We start from the raw sequence: 24,643 nt of genomic DNA on the forward strand, positions 1-24,643 counted from the left end.
GGCGTCCCTAGTCGCGCAGGCGGGACCGCAGGGCGCGGGTGTCGTCGTCGGTCCAGCCCTCGGAGGCGAGCCACTCCACGGGGCCGCCGAAGCGGTCGTCCAGCACGCCGAGGAACTGCTCGATGTACTGCTCCCGGGGGCGGTGGTCGTCGACCGGGCGGGAGTCGAGGTCATCGCGGTAGGTGCTGCTGGCGCGCAGGCGGCCCATGATGGCCTCGATGCGGTCGCCGGTGGCGGTGTAGTCGGCGACGATGGCCTCGCGGGTGGCCCCGGCGACCTCCAGCGCGAGGGCGCAGACGACGCCCGTGCGGTCCTTGCCGGCCGCGCAGTGGACGATCGCGGCGCCGTCGTCGCGGGCCATGGCGCGCAGGGCCGCCAGCACCGAGTCGGGCCGCTCGCGCAGGTAGCCGTAGTAGAAGCCGGTCACCCTGAGCTCGGCCAGCTTCTCCTCCTCCACCCGCTCCTGCCAGGGCAGCACCCGGTCGACGTCGACGGTGTCGGCCTCGGCGTCGGTGTGCCTGCCACCCTCGGCGAACAGGGTGTGGTGGTGGATGCTCACCTCCGGGACGCGGGTGAGCGGGCCCGGCCCCTCCATGAACACCTCCGGGCCGGAGCGCAGATCGACGACGTGGCGGAGCTTCAGCTCGGCGACGAGCCGCTCGACGTCGCGCCCGGTCAGTCCCTGCAGGTTGTCCGAGCGGTAGATCCGGCCGAAGCGCGTGGTCCCGCCGTCCACGGTGGCGAGCCCGCCGAGGTCGCGCACGTTGACGGCACCTTCAAGATCGATCCATCGCGTGAAGTCGTTCATCGAGGCGAGTCTATACATGGGCATATGGCCATCCGGTGAACGCCGAGGGCGGACGACCGCGAACATCGCGGACCGGTGCGACCCCTTCGCGCCCCGCCCATATCGCTCATATCGCCCGCACCCTCCCGGGATCCGCCGGGACCCGCACCGGACGGACACCCGGCGGCCGGTCCCCGCTTCAGGAACATACCTACCGGTCGGTATACTGATATTCCATGAAGCGAACTGTTTACGGCCCCGACCACGACGCCTTCCGCGAGTCGGTCCGGGAGTTCATCGCCCGCTCGGTCACGCCGCGCGCCGAGGAGTTCATCGAGAACCGGCTGATCGACCGCGAGGTCTGGCTGGAGGCCGGGCGGCAGGGCTTCCTCGGCCTGGAGGTCCCCGAGGAGCACGGCGGGAGCGCGGCCGGGGACTACCGCTTCAACGCCGTGCTGGGCGAGGAGCTGTCCGGGGTCGGCGCGGCCCTCTCCTCCAGCTTCGGCATCCACTACGACGTGGTCGCGCCGTACCTCGTGGAGCTGACCACCGACGAGCAGAAGAAGCGCTGGCTGCCGCGCTTCTGCTCCGGAGAGATGATCACCGCGATCGGCATGAGCGAGCCGGGCGGCGGCTCCGACCTGGCCGCGCTGCGCACCACCGCGGTCCGCGACGGCTCCGACTGGGTCCTCGACGGGTCCAAGACCTTCATCACCAACGGCTACTGCGCGGACCTGGTCGTGGTGGCCGCCCGCACCAGCCCGGAGAAGAGGGCCAAGGGCATCACCCTGTTCGCGGTCGAGACCGGGATGGAGGGCTTCACCCGGGGCCGCAAGCTCGACAAGGTGGGCCAGCCGGAGGCCGACACCGCCGAGCTGTTCTTCGAGAACGTGCGCGTCCCCGCCGAGAACGTGATCGGCGAGGTCGACCGCGGCTTCATCGCGATGATGGAGCGGCTCCCGCAGGAGCGCCTCGGCTCGGCGGTGGCGAACCTCGCGCACGCGGCGGCGGTGCTCACCGAGACCCTGGTCTACGTCAAGGAGCGCAAGGCGTTCGGCCAGGCCATCGGGTCCTTCCAGCACAACAAGTTCGTCCTGGCCGACCTGGTCACCAAGGTCGAGGTCTCCCAGTCCTTCGTGGACCGGTGCGTCGAGGCCCACGCCGAGGGGGAGCTGAGCGCGGTCGACGCCGCCAAGGCCAAGATGTGGACCTCGGAGGTGCAGGGCGAGGTGCTGGACGCCTGCGTGCAGCTGTTCGGCGGCTACGGCTACATGAAGGAGTACCGCGTCGCCCGCGCCTGGATGGACGCCCGGGTGACCCGCATCTGGGCCGGCTCCAACGAGATCATGCGCGAGATCATCGGGCGGGACCTGGGCCTCTAGGCCCTCGGCGGCCCCCCTCCGTCCATCACCGCCCCCGGCCGGCCGCCGGAGCGGCGGCCCCGGTCCCGCCCCCGCGGCGGGACCGGGAGGCGCGGACACTACGGTGGCCGCGTGCTCTCCGTATCGCTGGACACCCTGCGTGTCTTCCTCCACGTGCTGGCCGCCACCGTCTGGGTCGGCGGCCAGCTGACCCTCGCCTTCCTCGTCCCGGCGCTGCGCGCGACCGGCGAGGGGGTGACCAAGACCGCCGCCCGCGCCTTCGACCGGGTGGCCTGGCCGGCCTACGCGGTCCTGCTCGCCACCGGCGTGTGGAACCTGCTCGACGGGATCGGGGACGACCCCGCCTACCGCCGCACCCTGGAGGTGAAGGTGGCCGTCGTGGTCGTCTCCGGGGTCGCCGCCTTCCTGCACGCCCGGGCGAAGACCCGGGGCGCCCTGGCCGCGTTCGGCGCGCTCAGCGGCCTGTCCGCGCTGGCGGCGCTGTTCCTCGGCGTGATGCTGGGCTGAGCCGGTCCGACCCGCCGGCCCCGCCTCCCACCTGCCGGCCCCGCCTCCCACCTGCCGGCCCCGCCTCCCCCATGGCGAGAAGCGGGCACGAAGGCGCGGACCGGCTCCCGGCGCCCCGGTCCGGACGACCGGGGAGGCCTCTGCCGCGGCGTGCGGTTTCTGTCGCACCCGTCTGCTTGGATCCCCGCATGGCTGAACGCAAGTACGGCGTGCCCGCGCCCGAGACCCGCACCACCGTCCGTTCCGCGGACTGGGACAGCGCGGACCTGTCGGGCCAGACCCACGAACAGGTCGCCTTCATCGACGTGGACATGACCGAGGCCACCAGCCGGGGGGCCGTCTTCTCCGAGTGCTCGTTCCGCGACGTGCGGTTCAACGCCTCGGTCCACACCGAGACGGCCTTCCTGAACTGCACCTTCACCCGGTGCACGTTCTTCGACGCCACCTTCGCGGCGTGCAAGTTCGTGGGCAGCGTGTTCAGCGACTGCACCTTCGACCTGCTGAAGGTCTCCGGCGGCGACTGGTCGTTCGCCGGGCTCCCGGGAGCGGCGCTCGGCGGCGCGTCCTTCACCGACGTGCGGATGCGCGAGGCCGACCTCACCGGCGCGCGGTGCGAGGGCGCCGCGCTCCAGCGCGTCGACCTGTCCGGCGCCTGGTTGCACGGCGCCGACCTGTCCCGCTGCGACCTGCGCGGGAGCGACCTGTCGTCGGTCGATCCGCTCACCGTCAAGCTCAAGGACGCGGTGATAGACGTCCGCCAGGCGGTCACGATCGCCGGACTGCTCGGCCTGGAGGTGCGCTCCGACTAGCCCGGCCGTACGCTCTGGACATGCGCAACACCCGATATGCACGGTCCGGAATGGTCTGCACGGTCGATCACCTGGCATCGAGGGCCGGGGTCGCGATGCTGGAGCGGGGCGGGTCGGCGGCCGACGCGGCCGTCGCGGCGAACGCCGTGCTGGCGGTCACCGCGCCGCACCTGTGCGGGCTGGGCGGAGACCTGTTCGCGCTCGTGCACGACGGGTCCCCGGTCCCCGCGGCGCTCAACGCCTCCGGACGGGCCGGGTCGGGCGCCGACCCGGAGCGCCTGCGCGCCGAGGGCCACGACCGCATGCCGTTCCACCACGACGTCCGGTCCGCCCCGGTGCCCGGCTGCGCGGACGGCTGGCTGGCCCTGCACGGCCGGTACGGGCGGCTGCCGCTGGCCGAGGTGCTCGCCCCCGCGATCGGGTACGCCGAGGGCGGCTTCCCCGCCTCGCCGCTGCTGGTGCCCGGCCTGACGACCGTCGGCCCGCTCTGCGAGGACTTCGCCTCCGCCCGCTCGGCCGGCGACCTCGTCCGGCGGCCGGGGGTGGCCAGGGCGCTGAAGGCCCTGGCCGGCGGCCGGGACGGGTTCTACCTCGGCGAGTTCGGCGAAGGACTGCTCGCCCTCGGCGCCGGGGAGTACACCGAGGACGACCTGGCCCGGCCGGGCGCGGAGTGGACCGAGCCGCTCCGCACCCGGGTCTTCGGCCACGACGTGTGGACGATGCCGCCCAACTCCCAGGGCTACCTGCTGCTGCTCGCGCTCGCCGTCGCCGAGGGCCTCGACCTGCCCGCCGATCCCGCCGACCCGCTCTGGGCGCACCTGCTCGTCGAGGCGTCGCGGGTCGCCGGGCACGACCGGCCGGAGCTGCTGTTCGACGGCGCCCGGGTGGACGCGGTCCTGGAGTCGGCCGCCGAGCGCCGGGCCCTGGTCGACCGGGACCGGCGGGCCGCACTGCGCGACCTGGCCGCGCCCGGCGACACCACCTACCTGTGCGCGGTGGACGGCGACGGCATGGGCGTCTCGCTGATCCAGTCCAACGCCGCCGGTTTCGGCAGCCTGCTCTTCGAACCCCGGACCGGCATCAACCTGCACAACCGGGGCATCGGTTTCTCCCTCGTCCCGGGCCATCCCGCCGAGTACGGGCCCGGGCGGCGCCCCCCGCACACGCTGATCCCGGCGCTGGTCACCCGGCCGGACGGGTCGCTGCGCTCGGTCGCCGGCACCATGGGCGGCGACGGGCAGCCGCAGATCGTGCTGCAGCTCCTGACCCGCCTGCTCCTGCACGGCCGGGAGCCCGGCGAGGCCGTGGGCGCCCCCCGCTGGCGGCTGGGCACCGGGGGCACCGGCTTCGACACCTGGAACGCCCCCGACGAGGTCGTGGTCGAGGTGGAGGAGGGCGGCCCGTGGGGCGAGGGCCTGGCGCGGCGCGGCCACCCGGTCGCGGCGCTGCCGTACGGCTCCGCGTTCGGGCACGCGCATCTGATCGACGTGCTGCCCTCCGGGGTGCTGGCGGGGGCGGCCGATCCGCGCTCCGTCATCGGGGCCGCCGCCGGTCTCTGACCTGGACGCCGAGAGCGGGGATGACCTGCGGTTCTTCAGCTTTTCAGGGGGTAGTGCCCCAGTATGAGCCAATCACCCCCGGACCGTTACGGGATGAGCGACGAGCAGGCGCTCGAAGTCGAGCAGGCCACCAACGACCTGGGCCTCAACCACAGGATCGTCGAGGACGACCCCCGGCACCGGGACGACTTCGGCGAGCGCCTCCGGCGCGAGGCCCCGGACCACCCGCGGACGCCGCGCGAGTGGAGCCGACTGGTCGCGCCCGACCAGGGCACCGGGCCGCACGAGACCTCCCAGGCCTACGCCACCGACGTCGGCCGCGACGACGGCGACCTGTCGGCCGAGGAGCGCGCGATCCACATCGAGCCGTACCGCTGAACCGCTCCCGGTCAGCGCGGCGGATCCGCGGCCAGGGCGGCCACCAGGTCGGCGAAGCCGTCGACGACGTGGTCGGCCTCGGCCGCCTCCGGGCGGGCGGCGTGCAGGTGGCCCCAGGGGCCGCGGCGGATCAGCGCGGTGCGCATGCCCGCCTTCCGCGCCGGGAGGACGTCGTTGTCGAGCCGGTCGCCCACGTAGAGGATCTCGCCGGGCTCCCGGCCGCAGACCTCGACGACCCGGGCGAAGAACGCGGGGTCGGGCTTGGACACGCCCCAGCCGTCGGAGGTGTGCACGGCGTCCACCGGCAGGTCCATCGCGGTCAGCGCGTCGTAGGCCTGCGGCGGCTGGTTCCCCGCGATGACCAGCCCGTAGCCGAGGCCGCGCAGCGCGGCCAGGCCGGGCCGTACGTCCGGGTAGAGGTCGGCCGCGTCGAAGTTCACCCGGAGCCCGCCGGGGTCCTCCCGCTTCCAGGCATCCTGCTCGGCCTCCAGGTCGAAACCGGGCCGCAGCAGTTCGAAGGCCTCGGTGAAGGAACGGTCGAGGGCCGCCATGCCGCCCAGCACGCCGAGCATCGTGAACCGGGTGACGCCGAGCCGGTCGGCCCAGCGCGACCAGATCCGCGTCTCGTCGATCAACGTCTCCCCGACGTCGAACACCAGCGTCCGGATCACGGCGTCCTCCCCCCTCGATGGCCCCTCGACGGCTCCTCGGACGGGCCCACCGCATCCTAAGGGCTGTCCCGTGAGCCGGGAGAGCCGGTCCGGGAGGAGCGGGCGGGGCCGGCGCCGTCCGGCCGGAGCCGGCGGCGCGGGTTCCGCGGAGGAGTGCCAGGATCGGATCATGACCGCGGGGGGACTGCACGGGAGAGAGCCCGAAGAGGAAGCGATCGCCGAGTTGCTGGCGGGAGCCCGGGCGGGCGCCAGCTCGTCGCTGGTGCTCCGCGGCGAGCCGGGCATCGGCAAGACGGCGCTGCTCGACCACGCCGCCGCGGCGGCCGGGGGCATGCGGCTGCTCCGCGGCACGGGGATCGAGTTCGAGGCGGAGCTGCCGTTCTCGGGGCTGCAGCTGCTGGTGCGGCCGGCGCTCGGGTCCCTCGCCGCGCTGCCCGGCCCGCAGCGCGAGGCGCTGGAGGCGGCGTTCGGGCTCGGGCCCGCGGCCGGCGCCGAGCCGATGCTGGTGGGGCTGGCGGTGCTCTCCCTGCTGGCGGAGCACGCGGGCGAGACCGGGCTGCTGTGCCTCGTCGACGACGCGCAGTGGCTCGACGGGGCGTCACGCGACGCGCTCGTGTTCGCCGCCCGGCGCCTGCACGCCGAGGGCGTGGCCATGATCTTCGCCGCCCGTGACGGCGAGGGGTCCTTCCCCTCCTCCGGTCTTCCGGAGCTGCGTCTGTCCGGGCTGGCCCCGGCGGCGGCCGCGGCCCTGCTCGACCGGCATCCGCTCGCGCCCGCCGTGCGCCACCGCCTGCTCGCCGAGGCCGGCGGCAACCCGCTGGCCCTGCTGGAGCTGCCGGTCGCCCTGGCCGCCGAAGGCGGCGGCGCGTTCCCGCCGGGCGCGCTGCCCCTCACCGGCCGCCTGCAGCTGGCCTTCCACGGCCGGATCAGCCGGATGCCGGAGTCCTGTCAGAGCCTGCTCCTGGTGGCGGCAGCCGAAGAGACCGGTGAGCTCGCCGTGATCCTGCCCGCCGCCGCCGCGCTGGGGGCGGCCGTCGAGGACCTGTCCTGCGCCGAACGGGCCGGCCTGGTGCTCCGCGGCGACGCCGACGGCACCACGATCCGCTTCCGGCACCCGCTGATCCGCGCCGCCGTCTACCAGCGGGCCCCGCTCGGACAGCGCCTCGCCGTCCACCGCGCGCTCGCCGCCGTCCTCGGCTCGCCCGGGCACGCCGACCGCCGGGCCTGGCATCTGGCGGCCGCCGCCACCGGAACCGACGAGCAGGCCGCCGCCGCGCTGGAACGCACCGCCGCCCGCGCCCTCGGGCGCAGCGGCCACGAGGCGGCCGCGGCGGCGTACGAGCGGGCCGCCCGGCTGAGCGCCGACCCGGCCGCCAAGGCGCGCCGCGAGGCCCTGGCGGCGGAGGCGGCGCTGGAGGCGGGGGATCTGGGGCGTGCCCGGGCCCTCGGGGACCGCGCGGCCCGGCGGCTGGACGGGGCCCCGGCGGTGAACGCGCGGATCTCCCACGTGCGGGCGCTCGCGGACTTCTGGCAGGGCTCCTACTCCACCGCCCACCGGTCGCTGCTCGACGGCGCCGAGCTCGTCCGCGACACCGACCCGGGCCGGGCCGCCGTGTTGCTGATCCAGGCCGTCCACACCTCCTGGTACCTGGGGGAACGGCAGCTCGCGGCGACCCTGGACCGGTTGGCCGGGCTGCCGCTGGACGACGCGGACCCCCTCGCGCCGGTGGGGCCCTACCTCGCCCATCTCGACCGGGGCCGCCGCGAGCGGCCGCCACCGCTGGGCGACGTCCTCGCAGCGGTGCGGCGGCGGGGCCGGGCTCCCGACCAGGCGCTGACGATCCTCTGCGGAGCGGCGCTCGCGCTGGGCCAGGACGCCGACGCCTACGAGCTGGCCACCGTACTCGCCGCCGGGCACCGCGCCCGGGGCGGCGCCGGACGGCTGCCCACGGTGCTGTTCTTCATGGCCGAGGGCGAGATCTTCACCGGACGGCACCTGGACGCGCTCGCCACGGCGACCGAGGCACTGGGGCTCGCCCGCGACACCGGCCAGCGGCAGTGGGTCAGCCAGTTCGGCAGCGTGCTCGCCCACCTCGACGCGGCCAGGGGGGAGGAGGAGGCCTGCCGGCGCAACGCCGAGGAGGGACTGGCTGGAGCCGCCCCCGGGACCGTCTCCCCCGGCGCGCCGTGGGCGCACTGGTCGCTCGGGCTGCTGGACCTCGGCCTGGGCCGCGCCGAGGCGGCGCTCACCCGCTTCGAGCGCCTGACCCGCGAGCCGATGCGCCATCACATCTGCGCCACCCGTTCCACCCCCGACCTGGTGGAGTCGGCCGTGCGGGTGGGGGCGCCGGAACGCGCCGCCGAGCCCCTGGCGCGCTTCGAGCGGTGGGCCGGGTCGGTCCGGCAGCCGTGGGCCGACGCGCTCGTGCTGCGCTGCCGCGGGCTGCTCGCCGCCGCCGACGACCGGGCCGAGGCGTGTTACACGGCGGCCCTCGAGCTGCACGACCGGGAGGGTCGTCCGCTGGAGTACGCCAGGACCGCGCTGCTCTACGGCGAGTGGTTGCGCAGGGCCCGGCGGAAGGCCGAGGCGCGCGGGCCGTTGGACGACGCCCTGGAGGTCTTCGACCGGCTCGGCATGCGGCCGTGGGCCGAGCGCGCCCGCGGCGAGCTCACCGCGACCGGCGCCCCGGCCCGGGGCCCCGGGCCCGCCGGAGGCACGGCCGCCGGTCTCACCCCGCAGGAACTGCAGATCACCAGGCTCGCCGCGCAGGGCCTGTCCAACCGCGACATCGCCGCGCAGCTCTTCCTCAGTCACCGGACGGTCGGCTACCACCTCTACAAGGCCTACCCCAAGCTCGGCGTGGCCTCCCGGAGCGAGCTCAGGGAGGTCGCCGATCGGCTGGGAGTGTGAGACCCTGTCCCGGTGATCATTCCGGAGCAGGTGCCGCCCGGGCGGACGCTCTCCGTGGACGTCGACGGGGTCCCGCCGGTGGAGCCGGGTCCCGGTGTCCGTGTGCGGGCGCTTCCGGGCATGCCGGGGATCAGGACGTGGGTGATCGACCTCGCCCCGGGTGCCGAATGGCCGGGCCTCGACGTCCACGAGACCTGCGGCGAGGCGTACTTCGTCGTGAGCGGCGAGGTCATCGAGGGCGACCGCGTCCACGGCCCGGGCACCTACGTCGCCTTCGGCCCGGAGACGAGCCACCGGCCCCGTACGGAGACCGGCGCGCGCGTCTTCGGCTTCAACCACGACGTCACCGCCTGACGGACGTCAAAGTGCCTTCCTGAGCTCGGCGGCCTTGGTGGCCGGGTCGTAGCCGGGCCCGACGCCTTCGACGATGATCAGATCGCCTTCCAGATGGTCCGTCCGCAGCGGCAGGATCTCCCGGTAGGCGGCCGACTCGTACCAGTCCCGCGCGTTCTCCACCGACGGGAACTCCAGCATGACGACGTTCCCGGGCCACCGGCCCTCACGGACGTCCACCGCTCCCCCGTGGACGACGAAGCGGCCGGAGAACGGGTCCATCGTCGCCTGGATGCCCTCCATGTACTCCAGCACCTCCGGGTGGAGCTCCTCCGGGTCACGGAGATGCGCGATCACATAGGCGGTCATGGTTCCTCCTGCGTTCCGTGGATGATGTTCCGTGAACGACGGGGACGGACCGGCGGCCCGTCCCCGGGGTGTTCAGACCCCGGCCGGCACCTTGTCGAGGAAGCCGAGCACCTGGCTGATCCGCCCGTCGTCGCCGATCACCGCGACGTCGAAGCCGACGGCGACCGGCTCGGCGCCCTCGGGTCCCAGGTGCCAGGTGAACCGCGCGATGTCGTGGTGGGCGTCCACGGCGCCGCCGAGACTGAAGACCAGCCCGCCGAACTGCCCCTGCACCGCCGCGATGGTGGCGTCCAGCCCGTCCCTGCCCTGGACGGAGACGAGCGGGTCGGTGTACACCGCGTCCTCGGACAGGACCTCCGCCAGCACGGCCCGCCGTGCGTCGGCGTCGGTCTCGTTCCACGCGGCCAGGTAGCGCTGGACCAGCTCGTTCGTCTCGCTCATGGGCTTCTCCTCAGTGGTCGTGCTCTCCGGTGACCACCACGTTAGGGAAGCGGGAACGGCGGGGAATCTGACGTGCTTAGGTACTTCCGCCGTCCCCGGGTCCGGGGCTCCGCCCGATCGGCGCCGTCCCCCGTCCGTCCGGCTCCGCGGCGGTGACGTAGCGGTGCAGGTGGCCGGCGCCCTCGAGCATGGCCGCCGCGCGCCGCGTCAGCTCCTCCTGGCGCTGCGCGACGGCGGCGCGGAGCGCGTCGCTGCTGCCGTTGCGGCGCAGGCCGTCGAGGACGGACCGGATCTGGTCCAGGGGGTAGCGGCTGCGGCGGAGCATGCCGATCATCCGCGCGTCCCGGACGTCGGCCGGGCCGAAGCGGCGGTAGCCGGTGCCCGGCTCGCGTCCGGGGGCCAGCAGTCCGGCGGACTCCCACAGGCGCAGCGCGGACGGGCGCACCCCGAGACGGGCGGCCACCTCCCCGACGCGTAGGCCGGACCGCGGCGACTCCGGGGCCTCCGGGGTCTCCGGTGTCTGCTCCGCGACCGTTTCGAGCGCCTCGCCCGTCGCCTGGAGGGAGAGGCGCTGCTCGTGCAGCGCGGCGTGACCGGCGTCGATGAGCCTGAGCGCCAGCGGGACGTCCCCGACGTGCACGGCCTGCATGATCGACTGGGCGGTGTCCGGCCCGTGCCCCCTGGCCAGCGCCCGGTAGGCGAGCAGGGCCCGCAGGTGCCGGATGTCGAACCTGCGGTAGCCGGCGGCGGTCCGGGGCACCGGGGGCAGGACGCCCGCCGCCGCGTAGTTGCGGATCTGCTGGGTGGAGACGCCCACCGCCCGCGCCAGGTCGACGGGGCGCAGCCCCGGCCCGGTACGGTCCACGCGGCCGTCCTTCCAGTGAGAGGGTTACCAGGGAGTTTAAGGTTGTCTGCTCGGATCCTCAGCATAGCCGCGGAATCCAAACGAAAGTCTTCATAGGGACTTGAATGAGAGACTTGAAGGCATGACTGTCGGCAACAGCGGTAACGCGTCAGACCTGACCTCTCACCTCGCCGCGGACAGCCACGACCTCATCCAGGTCCGTGGCGCCCGGGAGAACAATCTCACCGGCGTCTCCCTCGACATCCCCAAGCGACGGCTCACGGTCTTCACCGGGGTCTCCGGCTCGGGCAAGTCCTCCCTCGTCTTCGACACCATCGCCGCGGAGTCCCGGCGGCTGATCAACGAGACCTACACGGCGTTCATCCAGGGCTTCATGCCGAGCCTCAACCGGCCCGACGTGGACGCGCTGCGCAACCTGAGCGCGGCGATCATCGTCGACCAGGAGCGGATGGGCGCCAACGCCCGCTCCACCGTGGGCACCGCCACCGACACCTACACGATGCTGCGGATCGTGTTCAGCCGGATCGGCGTCCCGCACGTCGGCCCGGCCTACGCCTTCAGCTTCAACACCCCGCAGGGCATGTGCCCGGCCTGCGAGGGACTCAGCATGATCACCGACATCGACGTCGACGAGCTGGTCGACCGCGACCTGTCGCTCAACGAGGGCGCGATCAGGGCGCCCGGCTACGGCGTCGACACCTGGCCCTGGCAGATCATCGTGGCGTACGGGTTCGACCCGGACGTCAAACTGCGCGACTACACGCCGGCCCAGTGGGAGGACTTCCTGCACAAGCCGCCGATCAAGGTCAAGCTCGGCGCCAACAACTTCACCTACGAAGGCCTGGTCCCCAAGATCCGCCGGCAGTACCTCGGCAAGGACCGCGAGTCGATGAAGGGCCAGGCGCGGGCGTTCGCCGACCGGACGGTCAAGCTCGTCCACTGCACCGACTGCGACGGCACGCGCCTGAACGAGGCGGCGCGCTCGGCGAAGGTCGAGGGGCTCAGCATCGCCGAGTGCTCGGCGATGCAGATCAGCGACCTGGCCGAGTTCGTCCGGAAGATCAGCGATCCCGCCATCAAGCCGGTCCTGGAGAACCTGCGGTCGACGCTGGACTCGCTGGTGGAGATCGGCCTGGGCTACCTGAGCCTGGACCGGGAGTCCGGCACGCTCTCCGGCGGCGAGGCCCAGCGGGTGAAGATGGTCCGGCACCTCAACTCCAGCCTGACCGACGTCACCTACGTCTTCGACGAGCCCACCGCCGGGCTGCACCCGCACGACATCCAGCGGATGAACGGCCTGCTGCTCCAGCTGCGCGACAAGGGCAACACCGTGCTCGTCGTGGAGCACAAGCCGGAGATGATCGCCATAGCCGACCACGTGGTCGACCTCGGCCCCGGCGCCGGCGCCGCGGGCGGCCGCCTCTGCTACGCCGGCGACCTGGCGGGGCTGCGCGCGTCCGGCACCCTGACCGGCCGCTACCTCGACCACCGGGTCGGGCTGCGCGAGACCTTCCGCCGGCCCACGGGGCACCTGCCGATCCGGGGCGCCACCCTGCACAACCTGCGGGACGTCGACGTCGACGTCCCGCTCGGCGTGCTGACCGTGGTCACCGGCGTCGCCGGGTCCGGCAAGAGCTCGCTCATCCACGGCTACGTCTCCGGCCGGGAGGGCGTGGTGGTGGCCGACCAGTCGCCGATCCGCGGCTCGCGCCGGAGCAACCCGGCGACCTACACCGGCCTGCTCGACCCGATCCGCACGGCCTTCGCCAAGGCCAACAAGGTCAAGCCGGCCCTGTTCAGCGCGAACTCCGAGGGCGCCTGCCCGGCCTGCAAGGGCATCGGCCTCATCTACACCGACCTGGCGATGATGGCCGGGGTGGCGACGGTGTGCGAGGAGTGCGAGGGCAGGCGGTTCACCTCCGAGGTGCTGTCGTACACCCTGCGCGGCAAGAACATCAGCGAGGTCCTGGAGATGCCGGTCGCCGAGGCGGCCGAGTTCTTCACCACCGGCCCCGCGCGGGTCATCCTCGACCGCCTGTCGGCGGTGGGGCTGGGGTACGTGGGCCTGGGCCAGCCGCTCACCACCCTGTCCGGAGGCGAGCGGCAGCGCCTGAAGCTGGCCGTCAACATGGCCAGGAACGGCACCACCTACGTCCTGGACGAGCCGACGACCGGCCTGCACCTGGCCGACGTCGACCACCTGCTGGGCCTGCTGGACCGGCTGGTCGACGACGGCAACACGGTCATCGTCATCGAGCACCACCAGGCGGTGATGGCGCACGCCGACTGGATCATCGACATCGGTCCCGGCGCCGGTCACGACGGCGGCCGGGTGGTCTTCTCCGGCACGCCCGCCGAGCTCGTCGCCACCGGCGACTCCCTGACGGCGGTGCACCTGCGCGAGTACGTCGGCCGGACCGCTTAGCCCGCCTCCGGAGGCTCCGGCCGGACCGCCCGGCCGGAGCCGTGCCCCACGGCGTGCGGGGAGCTCCCCGGCGCGACCGGCGGCGTGCGCGGGGGCGGCTCGGCGCGACCGGCGGCGCCACCGGTTTCAGCGCTGGAAGGACACGCCCAGGTCGATGCCCTCCATCACCTTGCGGATGCGCTTGTCGGAGATGGAGTACGGCGTGCCGAGGGACTGCGCGAAGTAGCTGACCCGGAGCTCCTCGATCATCCAGCGGATCCTGCGGACCTCCTCGTCCCCGCGTCTGGCGGGCGGGAGCTTCTCCACCAGGTCGTGGTAGTCGTCCTCGACGTCGTGGACCTGGTGCATCCGCTGCTCGTCGCGGTACGGATCCTCCGGGAGCTTGTCCAGGCGCCGCTCCGCCGCCTTCAGGTAGCGGAGCAGGTCGGGCAGCCGGCCGTACCCGGTGTCGGTGACGAAGCCGGGGTAGACGAGGTTCGCCACCTGGTCGCGGACGTCCTCCACCGCGGGGGTGGAGCGGGCCTCGGCCAGGCGGCCGGAGACGGCGTGCCAGACCGCCAGGATGCCCTCCACCCGGGAGACCACCTCGGCGGTGGTGTCGAACAGGTCGGCCCTGACCTTGTCGCGCAGGGCGGCGAACGCCGCCTCGTCCCAGACCGGCCCGCCGTGCTCGGCCATCAGCTTGTCGGCGGCGCAGGCGATGCAGTCGTCGAACAGCGCGGTGGCGCCGGCGTGCGGGCTCCGGCTCAGCGTCAGCTTGGCCTGGTTGCCCAGGCGGCCGAGGACCCACTTGGCCGGGGAGGGGATGCCGAGCAGCAGCAGCCTGCGGGTGCCCTCCCACATGGCCCGGCGCTGCTCCGCCTCGGTCTCGAACATGCGCACGGCCACACTCGACCCCTCGTCGGCCAGCGCCGGGTAGGCCTTCATCCTGCGCTGCTCGAAGGTCTTCGGCAGCTCGCCGAGGCTCCAGTCGGTCAGGCCCGTGCGCTCCATGCCCGCGGCCTTGGAGAGGGTCTGGCGGAGCTTGGGGGCCAGTCTCCGCTTGAGCTCGGCCAGGTCCTTGCTCTCGGCGAGCTTGTGCTTGCGGCCGTCGAGCACCCGGAAGGTGATCTTCAGGTGGTCGGGGACCTGGTCGAGCTGCCAGGCCTCGCGCGGGACCTGGATCCCGGTGAGCCGCAGCAGCTCCCGCTCCAGCACCGCCAGCAGGGGCTCCTGGGTGGGCTCGGCCCGCTGCAGGACCTGCCTGGCGTAGTTGGGGGCGGGCACGAAGTTGCGCCGGATGTTCTTCGGCAGGGAGCGGATCAGCGCGGTGAGGAGCTCCTCGCGCAGGCCGGGGATCTGCCAGTCGAAGCCCTCGACGTTGACCTGGTTGAGCAGGGAGAGCGGGATGTGGGCGGTGACGCCGTCGGCGTCGGCGCCGGGCTCGAACTGGTACGTCAGCGGGAAGCGCAGGCCGCCCTGGCGCCAGACGTCGGGGTAGTCGCGCTGGCTGACGTCCCCGGCGGTCTCGCTGATCAGCATCGACTTCTCGAAGTTGAGCAGGTCGGGGTCGGCCTGCCTGGCCTTCTTCCACCAGGAGTCGAAGTGACGGCCGGAGACGACCTCCTGCCCGACGCGCCGGTCGTAGAAGTCGAAGAGGGTCTCGTCGTCCACCAGGATGTCGCGGCGGCGGGCCCGCTCCTCCAGCTCGCCGACCTCCTCCAGCAGCCTGCGGTTGGCGGCGAAGAAGGCGTGGTGCGTCTCCCAGTCGCCCTCGACCAGGGCGTGCCGGATGAACAGCTCGCGGCTCAGCTCGGGGTCGATGCGGCCGTAGTTGACCTTGCGCTGCGCCACGATCGGCACGCCGTACAGGGTGACCTTCTCGTAGGCGATGACGGCGGCCTGCTTCTTCTCCCAGTGCGGCTCGGAGTAGGTGCGCTTGATCAGGTGCTGGGCCAGCGGCTCGACCCACTCGGGCTCGATCTTGGCGTTGACCCGGGCCCAGAGCCGGGAGGTCTCCACCAGCTCGGCGGACATCACCCACAGCGGCTGCTTCTTGGCCAGCGCGGAGCCGGGGAAGATCGCGAAGCGGGCGTTGCGCGCGCCGATGTACTCGGTCATGGGACGGCGCTGGCCCTCTTGCGGGCCCTTCTTGTCGATGTCCTTGACGCCGACGTGGGAGAGCAGGCCGGACAGCAGCGAGACGTGGATCTTCTGCTCGTCGCCGGGGGTGCTGTTCAGCGTGACGCCGAGGGACTTCGACATCTGGCGGAGCTGGCTGTAGACGTCCTGCCACTCGCGCACCCGCAGGTAGTTGAGGAACTCGGCCCGGCACAGCCGCCGGAACGCGCTGGAGGACAGCTCCTGCTGCTTCTCCTGGAGGTGGTTCCACAGGTTCAGGTAGGAGACGAAGTCCGACTCCTTGTCGGCGAAGCGGCGGTGCATCTCGTCGGCGGCCTGCTGCTTGTCCGCCGGGCGCTCGCGCGGGTCCTGGATGGACAGCGCCGCGGCGATGACCATGACCTCGCGGGCGCAGCCGTTGTGGTCGGCCTCCAGGACCATCCGGGCCAGCCGCGGGTCCACCGGGAGCCCGGCGAGCTTGCGGCCGAGCGGGGTGATCCGCTTGGCGGCGTCGAACGCGCCGAGCTCCACCAGCAGGTCGAAGCCGTCCTTGACCTGGCGCTGGTCCGGCGGCTCTACGAACGGGAAGGCCGCGATGTCGCCCAGGCCGATGGAGGTCATCTGCAGGATGACCGAAGCGAGGTTGGTCCGCAGGATCTCCGGGTCGGTGAACTCCGGGCGGGCCAGGAAGTCCTCCTCCTCGTACAGCCGGATGCAGACGCCCTCGGAGACGCGGCCGCAGCGGCCCTTGCGCTGGTTGGCCGAGGCCTGGGAGATCGCCTCGATGGGCAGGCGCTGGACCTTGGTCCGGTGGCTGTAGCGGGAGATGCGGGCGAAGCCGGTGTCCACGACGTACTTGATGCCCGGGACGGTCAGCGAGGTCTCGGCCACGTTGGTGGCCAGCACCACCCGGCGGCCGGTGTGCCTGGCGAACACCTTGTGCTGCTCGGCCGCCGAGAGGCGGGCGTACAGCGGCAGGACCTCGATGTCCCTGCGTTTGGACAGGGCGTCGGCGGTGTCGCGGATCTCCCGCTCGCCGCTGAGGAAGACCAGGACGTCGCCGGGCCCCTCCCGGCAGAGCTCGTCCACCGCGTCGCCGATCGCCTGGATCTGGTCGTCGTCCTCGCCCACCGGGCGGTAGCGGACCTCGACCGGGTAGGTCCGGCCGGAGACCTCCACGATCGGCGCGTCGCCGAAGTGCCGGGAGAAGCGCTCCGGGTCGATGGTCGCCGAGGTGATGATCACCTTCAGGTCGGGGCGCCTGGGCAGGAGCTGCTTGAGGTAGCCCAGGATGAAGTCGATGTTGAGGCTGCGCTCGTGCGCCTCGTCGATGATCAGCGTGTCGTACTGGGCGAGGTCGCGGTCGCCCTGCAGCTCCGCCAGGAGGATGCCGTCCGTCATCACCTTGACGAGCGTGCCCTCCCCCACCTGGTCGGTGAAGCGCACCTTGTAGCCCACCGCCTCGCCGAGGGAGCCGCCGAGCTCCTCGGCGACGCGCTCGGCCACGGTCCTGGCGGCGATCCGGCGGGGCTGGGTGTGCCCGATCAGGCCCCTGACGCCCCGGCCCAGCTCCAGGCAGATCTTCGGCAGCTGGGTGGTCTTGCCCGACCCCGTCTCACCGGCGACGATCACCACCTGGTGGTCGCGGATCGCCTCCAGGATGTCGTCCCTGCGGCGGCTGACCGGCAGCGCCTCCGGGTAGGTCACCGCGGGCACGCCGGCCCGCCGCTCGGCGATCCGGCGCTCGGCCCGCTCGATGTCGGCGCCGATCTCCGCGGCGATCTTCTGCTGCGCGGCGCGGTTGCGCACCCGGCGGGCGCCGTCGAGCCGCCGGCCCAGCCGCCGCTGGTCGCGGAGTGTCAGCTCGGGCAGGCGCGCGTGGAGGTCGGCGAGCGGCGAGGTCAAAGGAGGCGTTCCCATACTGCAGATCAGGATACTTTCAGCCCGTACGTCAGGAGCCAACCGCCCATGGTGCCTGACCTGTTCCCGGGGCGCATCCCAATATCGCCGGCGCCGTGCCGGAGGGGGCGGGTTCCGGGGCGGTTCAGGCGGTGCGGGCCGCTCCGGGGACCGGAGCGCCGGACGGGCTCCGGAGACGCGGAAGGCCCCGCCGCCTCTCGGAGAGGCGGCGGGGCCGTTTTCCGGCGCCGGTGCGGGCCGGTCCCGGGAGGGCCCCGCCTCGCGGCGGGGCCCCCGGATCAGGTGACTACTGGATGGGCGGGTAGGCGTTCTTCAGCAGCTCGCGGAACTGGGCGGAGAACCACTGGCCGGAGATGGGGGCGTCCGGCAGGGCACCGCTCATGTTGTGCTGGTTGCGGTCGTTGCCCTCGTAGGTCGGGTCGCACATCCGGTCGAAGCCCTTGCCCTCGTTGTTCGGGATCTCCTTGCTGGAGCCGTCGGACTCACCCGGGGGCTTGATCCAGACGTAGGCGTCGATACCGGCGGCGGGGTTGGCCTGCGGCCGCTCACCGAGGCCCGCACCGCTCTGGTTGCACCAGTTGCCGGCGTGGATCCGGCGGTCGACGCGGGACTCGTTGACGAAGGTGTCCACGTTGGTCGAGGTGCTGACCTTGGTGGGCCTGGCCGAGCCGCCCCAGCCGTTGCGGGAGGTGTCGATGATCATGCCGATGTTGGACTTGAAGCCCCTGCGGACGAGCTCCTGCCGGAAGGCCTGGGCGAAGGACAGCTCGTCGGCGTAGAAGTTCCAGTCGAGCCACTTGGACTGGCGGACCGTCTGGCCGTTGTTGATGGTGGTGCTGGCGGAGAAGAACGGCTCCTTCAGCGCCGAGTAGTTGGCGGTGTTGGTGATGAAGCCGTCGACGCTCTCGAAGCCCTTGGCGGTGCCGGCGACGGTGGTGGCGAACAGCTCGGCGGAGGGGCCGAAGTTCGTGTCCCAGCCCAGCCAGCCGTGGTGGCCGGCGTCGACGTAGGTGTAGACGTTCGGGATGGCGTGCAGCTTGTCCAGGGCGTAGCGGACGCCGTTGACGTAGGCGCCGGTGTTCTTGGCCTCCTGGCACTTGTCCACGTTGAGGTTGGTGACCAGGTTCGGCAGCGAGTCGATCTCGATGACGGTCACGATCCGCAGCGCGGCGTACTTCGGATCGTCCATGATGTCGGCGATCGGGTCGATGTACTCGGTCTTGTAGCGGTTCAGACCGTTCTCGGCGATCTTCAGCTCACCGTTGGAGGCCAGCGCCGAGCAGTCGCGGTTGGGCAGGTTGTAGATGACGATCTGGATCGTCAGCGGCTTGCTGCCGTTGGCGGCGTCCTGCTTGAGGGCCTCCTCCAGGTGGGCGCGCAGGCCCTTGGCGGAGGAGCTGCCCTCGATGGCCGCGATGCGGTCCAGCCACACGCCGGTCGAGATGTTCGCCACGGCGTCGCCGCCCGGCTCGGCGGCGGCCTTGGCCGACCAGTCCGGGTTCACGTAGCCGGTGGCCCCGTCGTAGGGGTTGTCGACGTGCTCGCCGACCGGCGGCACGTCGCCGTCGTTGTCCTCCTCGGTCGCGGTGACCGAGGCGCCGGTGTGGCCGGTGGCGGCGGCCGCGATGGTGGCGGTGCCGTTCGCCTCGTCGGAGTCCTCGGCCGCGGAGACCGTCACGTTCTGCGCCGTGTTCCAGTTGGCGCTGGTGAAGGTCAGCGTGGAGGGCGCGATGGTGACGTCGGAGTCACCGGTCTTGGTCAGGTTGACCGTGACGTTGCCGGACGGCGCCTGGCTGAGCCTGAACCCGACGGTCTTGCTGCCGCCCTCGGGCACGCTCACCGAGGTGGCGGAGGCGACGATCGACGGGTTGCCGCCGCCGGCCACGGTGAACGGGACCTCGGCGCTCTCCTTGCTCAGGACCGGGGAGCCGTTGTCGTAGGCCACCGCCTTGGCGGTGTGCGACCCGGCGGCCAGCCCGGTGGCGGAGTAGGAGTAGGGGGCGCTGGTGTCGCTGTTGACCAGCGCGCCGTCGACGTAGAACTCGACCTTGCTGACCGCGCCGTCGTCGGAGGCCGTCGCGGCGAGCGGCACGGCCGCGCCGGCGGCGTGCGAGGAGCCGCTCGCCGGGCTGGTCAGGCTGACGGTCGGGGCCTGGTTGCCGGGCGCGCCGCCGCAGGCGGTCCCGTTGACGGTGAAGTCGGTCGGCTTGGGGTTGGAGCCGCTCCACGAGCCGTTGAAGCCGATGCTGGTGGAGGCGCCGGTGGCGAGCTTGCCGTTCCAGTCCATGCTCTTGGCGGTGACCTTGGTCCCGTCCTGAGCCCAGGTGGCCGACCACCCCTGCACGAGTTTCTGACCGCCGGTGAAGCTGAAGCCGAGGGTCCAGCCGTCCAGGGCGTCACCGAGGTTCTTCAGGTTCACGCTGGCGGTGAAACCGCCCTGCCAGTCGTTGGACGTGTAGGTGACGTCGCAGGCGACGGCCGCGTGGGCCGTCGCCGCCTGGCCGGTGGCCAGGCCGGCGGCTGCGACCAGCAGTGCCGCCGTCGTCGCAGCCCGGTTCCGCCAGGCGTGGCGGCGCGGATGATCTCTCATGAGTGTCATCTCCAGACGAGGGGTGGGAGCGCTCCCATAGTCCGGATGTTTCCTGGATGTGTACAGCATGTTGCCTGCCGGAGGCGGTCGCGCGAAGTCCTCCCCTCGGCTGACCTCAGCGAATGCCGTTCGGGTTCGATGAAAGTTTCAGGTGCGGCCCGTCCGCGTCCGTCCGGGACGGGCGGTCGCCCCACTGCGGGTACGGCCGTCCCGCCCCGGGCGGCTCCGGGACGTGCGGGCCGTACTCCGGGCGGGACGGCCGCCGGGACGGGAAGTCCTCCAGCCGGTACCACCCCGCGAAATCCCCGTGGACGACGAACCGGCGGGGCTCCCCGCCGTGGCCCACGAGCCTGATCGCCGGGTACGGCGGGCCGCCCCGGCGCCCTCCGCCGCGGGCCGCGACCGGCTTCCGGCTCCACCGGGCGGAGGTCACCCCGAAGACCACCACGGTCCCGTCCTGCCGGGTCACCGCCACCGTGTCGCTCCGCCTGACCGAGGGCAGCCGGGCGAACACCGCGGGCCCGTCCCCGCCGCCGAGGTGCCCGGAGACGACCGCCCGCCCGGGCTCCCCCGGTGCGGGTCCCCCGCGCTCCCAGCGGGCCGGTCCGGCCCGCCACAGGGGCGGCGCGCCGGGCGGGCCGTCCGGTAGCAGGCCGCTCTCGACGAGCTGCGCGTCCACCCCCGCGCGCGGCACCGCGATCGCCACCGGCTCGGATCTGCGGGGCGTCCCGGGCAGCGGGGCCGGCCATCCCCTCCGCCGCGGTCCGGATCGGGCCCCGGCCGCCGCGGCCGGCGGTCCGCCCGGCGCCACCACGGGGAAGGAGGGGGCCGGGCCGGGGCCCGCCTCCCGCAGCCCCCGCTCCCTGCAGCCCGCGGCCGCCAGCAGGATCCCCAGCACCACCGCCCAGGCCGGTACGGTCGAACGACTCTGCGCACCCGTCGGCCGTGTCACGTCTTTCCCGTTCCCGCCGCATACGATCTTGCTGACTTCGGCTACATACCCGGAGCGGCAGATCGCGCCCGCCAAGCGGGATCAAAATCCGGGCGGCCTTTTCCCCCGCGGGACCGGGCGACCCCCCACGTCAGGCCGCCCGGTCCCGTACGGGAGGGGCCTACCGGCCCCTCTCCGGCGCCCGCCGCAGGCACGCGTCACAGGTGCGCGGCGCGGGCATACGGCGCAGGGCGCCCGTCACAGGTGCCCCTCGCAGGCGGGCACGCGTCACAGGTGCCGTCACAGGCGCGCGGCGGCCATGGCGGCGCCGACGATGCCCGCCTCGTTGCGCAGCGCCGCCGGGACCACCCGGGTCCGCACGCTCACCTTGGGCAGGAACTTCTCGGACTTCTTGCTCACCCCGCCGCCGATGACGATCAGCGAGGGGGAGAACAGCATCTCGACGTGGCGGAGGTACTCCTCGACCCGCTCGGCCCACTCGTCCCAGCTCAGGTCGTGCCGCTCCCGGGCGCTGTCGGAGGCCCTCCGCTCGGCGTCCTTGCCGCGGATCTCCAGGTGGCCCAGCTCGGTGTTGGGCACCAGGCGGCCGTCGACGAACAGCGCGCTGCCGATGCCGGTGCCGAAGGTCAGCATCAGCACGACCCCGGACTCGCCCTTGGCCGCGCCGATCTCCACCTCGGCGAGCCCGGCCGCGTCGGCGTCGTTGAGCACCGTCACCGGCCGCCCGGCCGCCGCGGAGAACAGCCCGCACGCGTCCGCCCCGACCCACCGGGGGTCCACGTTGGCGGCCGTCATGGTGGTCCCGTTCAGCACCACGCCGGGGAAGGTGACCCCGATCGGCCCGGTCCAGTCGAAGTGCCGGACGATCCGCCCGACCACCTCGGTGACCGCCTCGGGCCCGGCGGGGTCGGGGGTGGGGATCCGCAGCCGCTCCTCGGTCAGCTCCCCCTTCTCCAGGTCCACCGGGGCACCCTTGATCCCCGACCCGCCGATGTCGATTCCCAGTGCTCGCATGGCATCCTCCTCGATCCGCCCCTACCCGTGACCGGGGACGGCAAAATTCCCGTGACGGCCGGGCTTCCCGCCGTCCCTCAGGCGAGCTGGGCGCCCTGGAGCCCGGCGTAGACGCCGCGCAGCCGCATCAGCTCCTCGTGGGTGCCGATCTCCTCGATGCGCCCGTCGCGCATGACCACGATCCGGTCGGCGCCCCTGACGGTCGAGAGGCGGTGGGCGACGACGAACACCGTGCGGCCGGCCACCAGCCGGGCCAGCGCCTCCTGCACGAGCGCCTCGGAGCGGGTGTCCAGGGCGGAGGTCGCCTCGTCCAGGATCAGCACGCGCGGGTCCCGGATGAGGGCGCGGGCGATGGCCAGGCGCTGCTTCTGCCCGCCCGACAGGCGGGCGCCGCGCTCCCCCACCACCGTGTCGAGCCCGCCGGGCAGGCGGTCGATGAACTCCAGGGCGTTGGCGTCCCGCAGCGCCTGCCGCACCCGCTCCTCGGAGACGCCGGACAGGCCGTAGGTGACGTTCTCCCGGATGCTGCCCTCGAACAGGATGGACTCCTGCGGCACGACCGACAGGAACCTGCGGTAGCTGCGCAGGTCGATCTCCTCCATGTCGCGGCCGTCGAGCAGGATCCGCCCGGAGGTGGGCCGCAGGTAGCCGATGACGAGGCTGAGCACGGTGGACTTGCCCGCACCGGACGGCCCGACCAGCGCGATCGTCTCGCCGGGGGCGACCTTCAGCGTGAAGCCGTCGACGGCCGGCGCCTCGGCGGTCCCGTCCGCCCCGTCCCCGTCGCCGCGCCCGCCGTAGGCGAAGCCGACGTCGCGGAACTCCACCTCACCGCGGACGGACTCCACCGCGGCCTTGCCGGAGTTGTGCTCCAGGTCGGGCGCCTGGAGCACCTCGCCCACCGAGCGCACCGACGCCAGGCCCCTGCTGATCACCGGGGTCAGGCTGAGCAGCGCGGTGACCGCCGAGGTCAGGGTGGCGAAGAAGGTGCTCAGCATGAACACGTCCCCCGCCGTGATCGGGATGACCCCGTAGTAGGCGACCAGCGCGGACCCCGCCAGCACGGCGGCGCCGAGCGCGTTGAGCAGGATCCAGGCCAGCGCGCCGAAGCTGCCGTTGAGCAGGTCGAGCCGGAGCCCTTTGCGCAGCACCCTGGTCAGGGTGCCGTCGACCCGGTGCAGGGCGTCCTGCTCCAGGCCGTGCGCACGGGTGATCGGGATCAGCGTGGTCATCTCGCTGACCCGGGCCGACAGGCTCTCCACCTCGCGGCGGAAGCTCTCGTTGTCGTCGCGCAGGCGGGTGCGGAGCCTCATCACCAGGAACGCGGCGGCGGGCACGACCAGCAGGAAGACCGGGAGGGCGGCGGGCACCTGGAAGGCGATCACCACCAGGCCGCCGGCCAGCATGGTCAGCGCCGACAGGCCCATGTCGCTCGCCTGCTGGGTGGCCTGCTCGATGCTCTCGACGTCCCGGATGACCTTGGTCTGCAGCACGGCGGCGCTGACCCGGGAGTGGTAGCCGATGGACAGCTGCTGCATCCGGCGGCAGAGCGCGGAGCGCAGGTCCGTGCCCACCCGCCGGATCGCGCCGTGCAGGCAGCGCACGTAGAGCAGGTGCAGCGGGTAGTTCAGCAGCAGCAGGGTCAGCAGCACCGCCGTGTTGGCCCACAGCTGGGCGATCGGGTGCTGGTAGACCACCACGTTCACGATGTTGGCGGTGATCAGCGGCAGGATCCAGGTCGGGCTGTGCTTGACCAGGAAGGCGAGGACCGCGACGGCCAGCTTGAGGCGGTCCTCCTTGAAGAGGTAGGCGAGTGTGCGGACGGGGTGTTCGCCCCGGTAGCGATGATCGAGAGCGCCGACCACAAATCCCCCAAATCAGGATAGATCTCTGCCCCTATCCTCCCCTGCCCCGATTCCCTCCGGAGGCCCGCCCCCGCTCCCCGCGCCCTGCTCCCCGCCCCCGCTCACGGCCCTTCCGGTGCACCACCGACGTCCGGACGGCGCTCGGGTGCCGCACGGCCGGCGCTCAGACGGTGTACGGCCGAGCGGCCCGCGCCTCCCGCAGGGCCGTCCCCCACCACATGAGCTGGTCCAGCAGGACCTTCGCGGCGCCGTCGACGCCCGCCCGGTCGAGCGGCTCGCCTCGCTCGTCGAACCGGGTCTCCACCCGGTGGAAGCTCACCGTGTCGCGCAGGGTGACCACGTGGAGCTCGGCCAGGACGAGGCGGAGCTGCTCCACCGCGCGCAGGCCGCCGGACTGCCCGCCGTACGAGACGAACGCGGCGGGCTTGGCGGCCCACTCCCGGCGGACCGCGTCGATCGCCAGCTTCAGGACGGCCGGGTAGGCGTGGTTGTGCTCCGGCGTGATCATCACGAAGCCGTCGGCGGCGCCGATGCGGGCGGCCAGCTCGCGGGCCTCCCGCGTCCCGGCTCCGGCGCGCGGGGCCGAGGGTGCCGGCAGCGGCGTCCGGCCGAGGTCCACGACGTCCGGCCGCAGGTCGTCCCGGCGCCCGGCCTGGCCGAGGAACCACCGGAGCACGTTGGCTCCGGACCGGCTCTCCGGGTCGGCGGCGTTGATCACTGCGATGTCGAGCATGGCGTCTCCCGGCGTCAGGGCGTTCCTGCGGA

Annotated in this window: 19 protein-coding genes; 8 read left to right on the top strand and 11 right to left on the bottom strand. The window is 73.0% G+C overall.

Annotation, left to right across the window (positions count from 1 at the left end; translation table 11 throughout):
* Window positions 1-7 precede the first annotated feature (7 nt).
* On the bottom strand, window positions 8-808 hold the full coding sequence (locus HS048_RS27925; protein ID WP_068898508.1) for a tyrosine-protein phosphatase: 801 nt from the start codon (window positions 806-808) through the stop codon (window positions 8-10).
* Window positions 809-1,023: 215 nt separating this feature from the next.
* On the opposite strand from HS048_RS27925, the gene HS048_RS27930 reads away from it, so the two are divergent.
* The 5 genes from HS048_RS27930 (at window position 1,024) to HS048_RS27950 (ending at window position 5,422) form a co-directional block, all read left to right on the top strand.
* Window positions 1,024-2,169 (top strand): acyl-CoA dehydrogenase family protein, encoded by a 1,146-nt coding sequence (locus tag HS048_RS27930; protein WP_068898511.1) that lies wholly within the window; start codon window positions 1,024-1,026, stop codon window positions 2,167-2,169.
* A 111-nt stretch (window positions 2,170-2,280) separates the two neighbouring features.
* A complete protein-coding gene (locus HS048_RS27935) occupies window positions 2,281-2,676 on the top strand; it encodes a hypothetical protein (protein WP_196469157.1) in 396 nt (131 codons plus the stop codon).
* A 188-nt stretch (window positions 2,677-2,864) separates the two neighbouring features.
* The gene (locus HS048_RS27940; protein WP_196469158.1) at window positions 2,865-3,485 is read left to right on the top strand and encodes a pentapeptide repeat-containing protein; all 621 of its coding nucleotides are present in this window, start codon (window positions 2,865-2,867) and stop codon (window positions 3,483-3,485) included.
* A gap of 20 nt (window positions 3,486-3,505) precedes the next feature.
* Window positions 3,506-5,044, top strand: coding sequence for a gamma-glutamyltransferase family protein (locus HS048_RS27945; protein WP_068898517.1), 1,539 nt, complete (start codon window positions 3,506-3,508; stop codon window positions 5,042-5,044).
* 93 nt (window positions 5,045-5,137) lie between these two features.
* Window positions 5,138-5,422, top strand: coding sequence for a DUF5709 domain-containing protein (locus HS048_RS27950; protein ID WP_230881903.1), 285 nt, complete (start codon window positions 5,138-5,140; stop codon window positions 5,420-5,422).
* 11 nt (window positions 5,423-5,433) lie between these two features.
* Here HS048_RS27950 and HS048_RS27955 read toward each other — a convergent pair whose 3' ends face one another.
* Entirely contained in the window at window positions 5,434-6,093 is a 660-nt protein-coding gene (locus HS048_RS27955; protein WP_307832678.1) for an HAD family hydrolase, read from the bottom strand.
* Window positions 6,094-6,262: 169 nt separating this feature from the next.
* On the opposite strand from HS048_RS27955, the gene HS048_RS38580 reads away from it, so the two are divergent.
* Both HS048_RS38580 and HS048_RS27965 read left to right on the top strand, forming a co-directional pair.
* Window positions 6,263-9,004 carry a LuxR family transcriptional regulator gene (locus tag HS048_RS38580; RefSeq protein ID WP_196469159.1) on the top strand — a complete coding sequence of 914 codons (2,742 nt, stop codon included), beginning with the start codon at window positions 6,263-6,265 and terminating at the stop codon, window positions 9,002-9,004.
* A 12-nt stretch (window positions 9,005-9,016) separates the two neighbouring features.
* Window positions 9,017-9,358, top strand: coding sequence for a cupin domain-containing protein (locus HS048_RS27965; RefSeq protein WP_196469160.1), 342 nt, complete (start codon window positions 9,017-9,019; stop codon window positions 9,356-9,358).
* Window positions 9,359-9,364: 6 nt separating this feature from the next.
* On the opposite strand, the gene HS048_RS27970 is transcribed toward HS048_RS27965, so the two are convergent.
* From HS048_RS27970 to HS048_RS27980, 3 genes are all read right to left on the bottom strand, one after another.
* Window positions 9,365-9,706: a DUF1330 domain-containing protein gene (locus tag HS048_RS27970; protein ID WP_068898524.1), complete on the bottom strand. Its 342-nt coding sequence runs from the start codon at window positions 9,704-9,706 to the stop codon at window positions 9,365-9,367.
* 72 nt (window positions 9,707-9,778) lie between these two features.
* Window positions 9,779-10,147: a nuclear transport factor 2 family protein gene (locus HS048_RS27975; RefSeq protein ID WP_196469161.1), complete on the bottom strand. Its 369-nt coding sequence runs from the start codon at window positions 10,145-10,147 to the stop codon at window positions 9,779-9,781.
* Between the two features lie 76 nt (window positions 10,148-10,223).
* Window positions 10,224-11,012: a MerR family transcriptional regulator gene (locus tag HS048_RS27980; RefSeq protein WP_196469162.1), complete on the bottom strand. Its 789-nt coding sequence runs from the start codon at window positions 11,010-11,012 to the stop codon at window positions 10,224-10,226.
* A 121-nt stretch (window positions 11,013-11,133) separates the two neighbouring features.
* On the opposite strand from HS048_RS27980, the gene HS048_RS27985 reads away from it, so the two are divergent.
* Window positions 11,134-13,437, top strand: a complete 2,304-nt coding sequence (locus HS048_RS27985) for an excinuclease ABC subunit UvrA (protein ID WP_196469163.1) — start codon at window positions 11,134-11,136, stop codon at window positions 13,435-13,437.
* Window positions 13,438-13,563: 126 nt separating this feature from the next.
* Here the strand turns inward: HS048_RS27985 and hrpA are convergent, their stop codons facing one another.
* From hrpA to HS048_RS28015, 6 genes are all read right to left on the bottom strand, one after another.
* Window positions 13,564-17,457, bottom strand: a complete 3,894-nt coding sequence (gene hrpA, locus HS048_RS27990) for an ATP-dependent RNA helicase HrpA (protein WP_068898531.1) — start codon at window positions 17,455-17,457, stop codon at window positions 13,564-13,566.
* A gap of 286 nt (window positions 17,458-17,743) precedes the next feature.
* Window positions 17,744-20,047 carry a glycoside hydrolase family 6 protein gene (locus HS048_RS27995; RefSeq protein WP_196469164.1) on the bottom strand — a complete coding sequence of 768 codons (2,304 nt, stop codon included), beginning with the start codon at window positions 20,045-20,047 and terminating at the stop codon, window positions 17,744-17,746.
* A 115-nt stretch (window positions 20,048-20,162) separates the two neighbouring features.
* Window positions 20,163-20,948: a sortase domain-bontaining protein gene (locus HS048_RS28000; RefSeq protein WP_196469165.1), complete on the bottom strand. Its 786-nt coding sequence runs from the start codon at window positions 20,946-20,948 to the stop codon at window positions 20,163-20,165.
* A gap of 330 nt (window positions 20,949-21,278) precedes the next feature.
* Window positions 21,279-22,013 (bottom strand): polyphosphate--glucose phosphotransferase, encoded by a 735-nt coding sequence (ppgK, locus tag HS048_RS28005; RefSeq protein WP_068898537.1) that lies wholly within the window; start codon window positions 22,011-22,013, stop codon window positions 21,279-21,281.
* Window positions 22,014-22,090: 77 nt separating this feature from the next.
* Window positions 22,091-23,878, bottom strand: coding sequence for an ABC transporter ATP-binding protein (locus tag HS048_RS28010; RefSeq protein WP_196469166.1), 1,788 nt, complete (start codon window positions 23,876-23,878; stop codon window positions 22,091-22,093).
* Window positions 23,879-24,041: 163 nt separating this feature from the next.
* Window positions 24,042-24,611: an NADPH-dependent FMN reductase gene (locus HS048_RS28015; RefSeq protein WP_068898541.1), complete on the bottom strand. Its 570-nt coding sequence runs from the start codon at window positions 24,609-24,611 to the stop codon at window positions 24,042-24,044.
* Between the last annotated feature and the right edge of the window lie 32 nt (window positions 24,612-24,643).

The sequence above is a fragment of the Planomonospora sp. ID91781 genome, from assembly GCF_015711595.1.
Lineage (GTDB): Bacteria > Actinomycetota > Actinomycetes > Streptosporangiales > Streptosporangiaceae > Planomonospora > Planomonospora parontospora.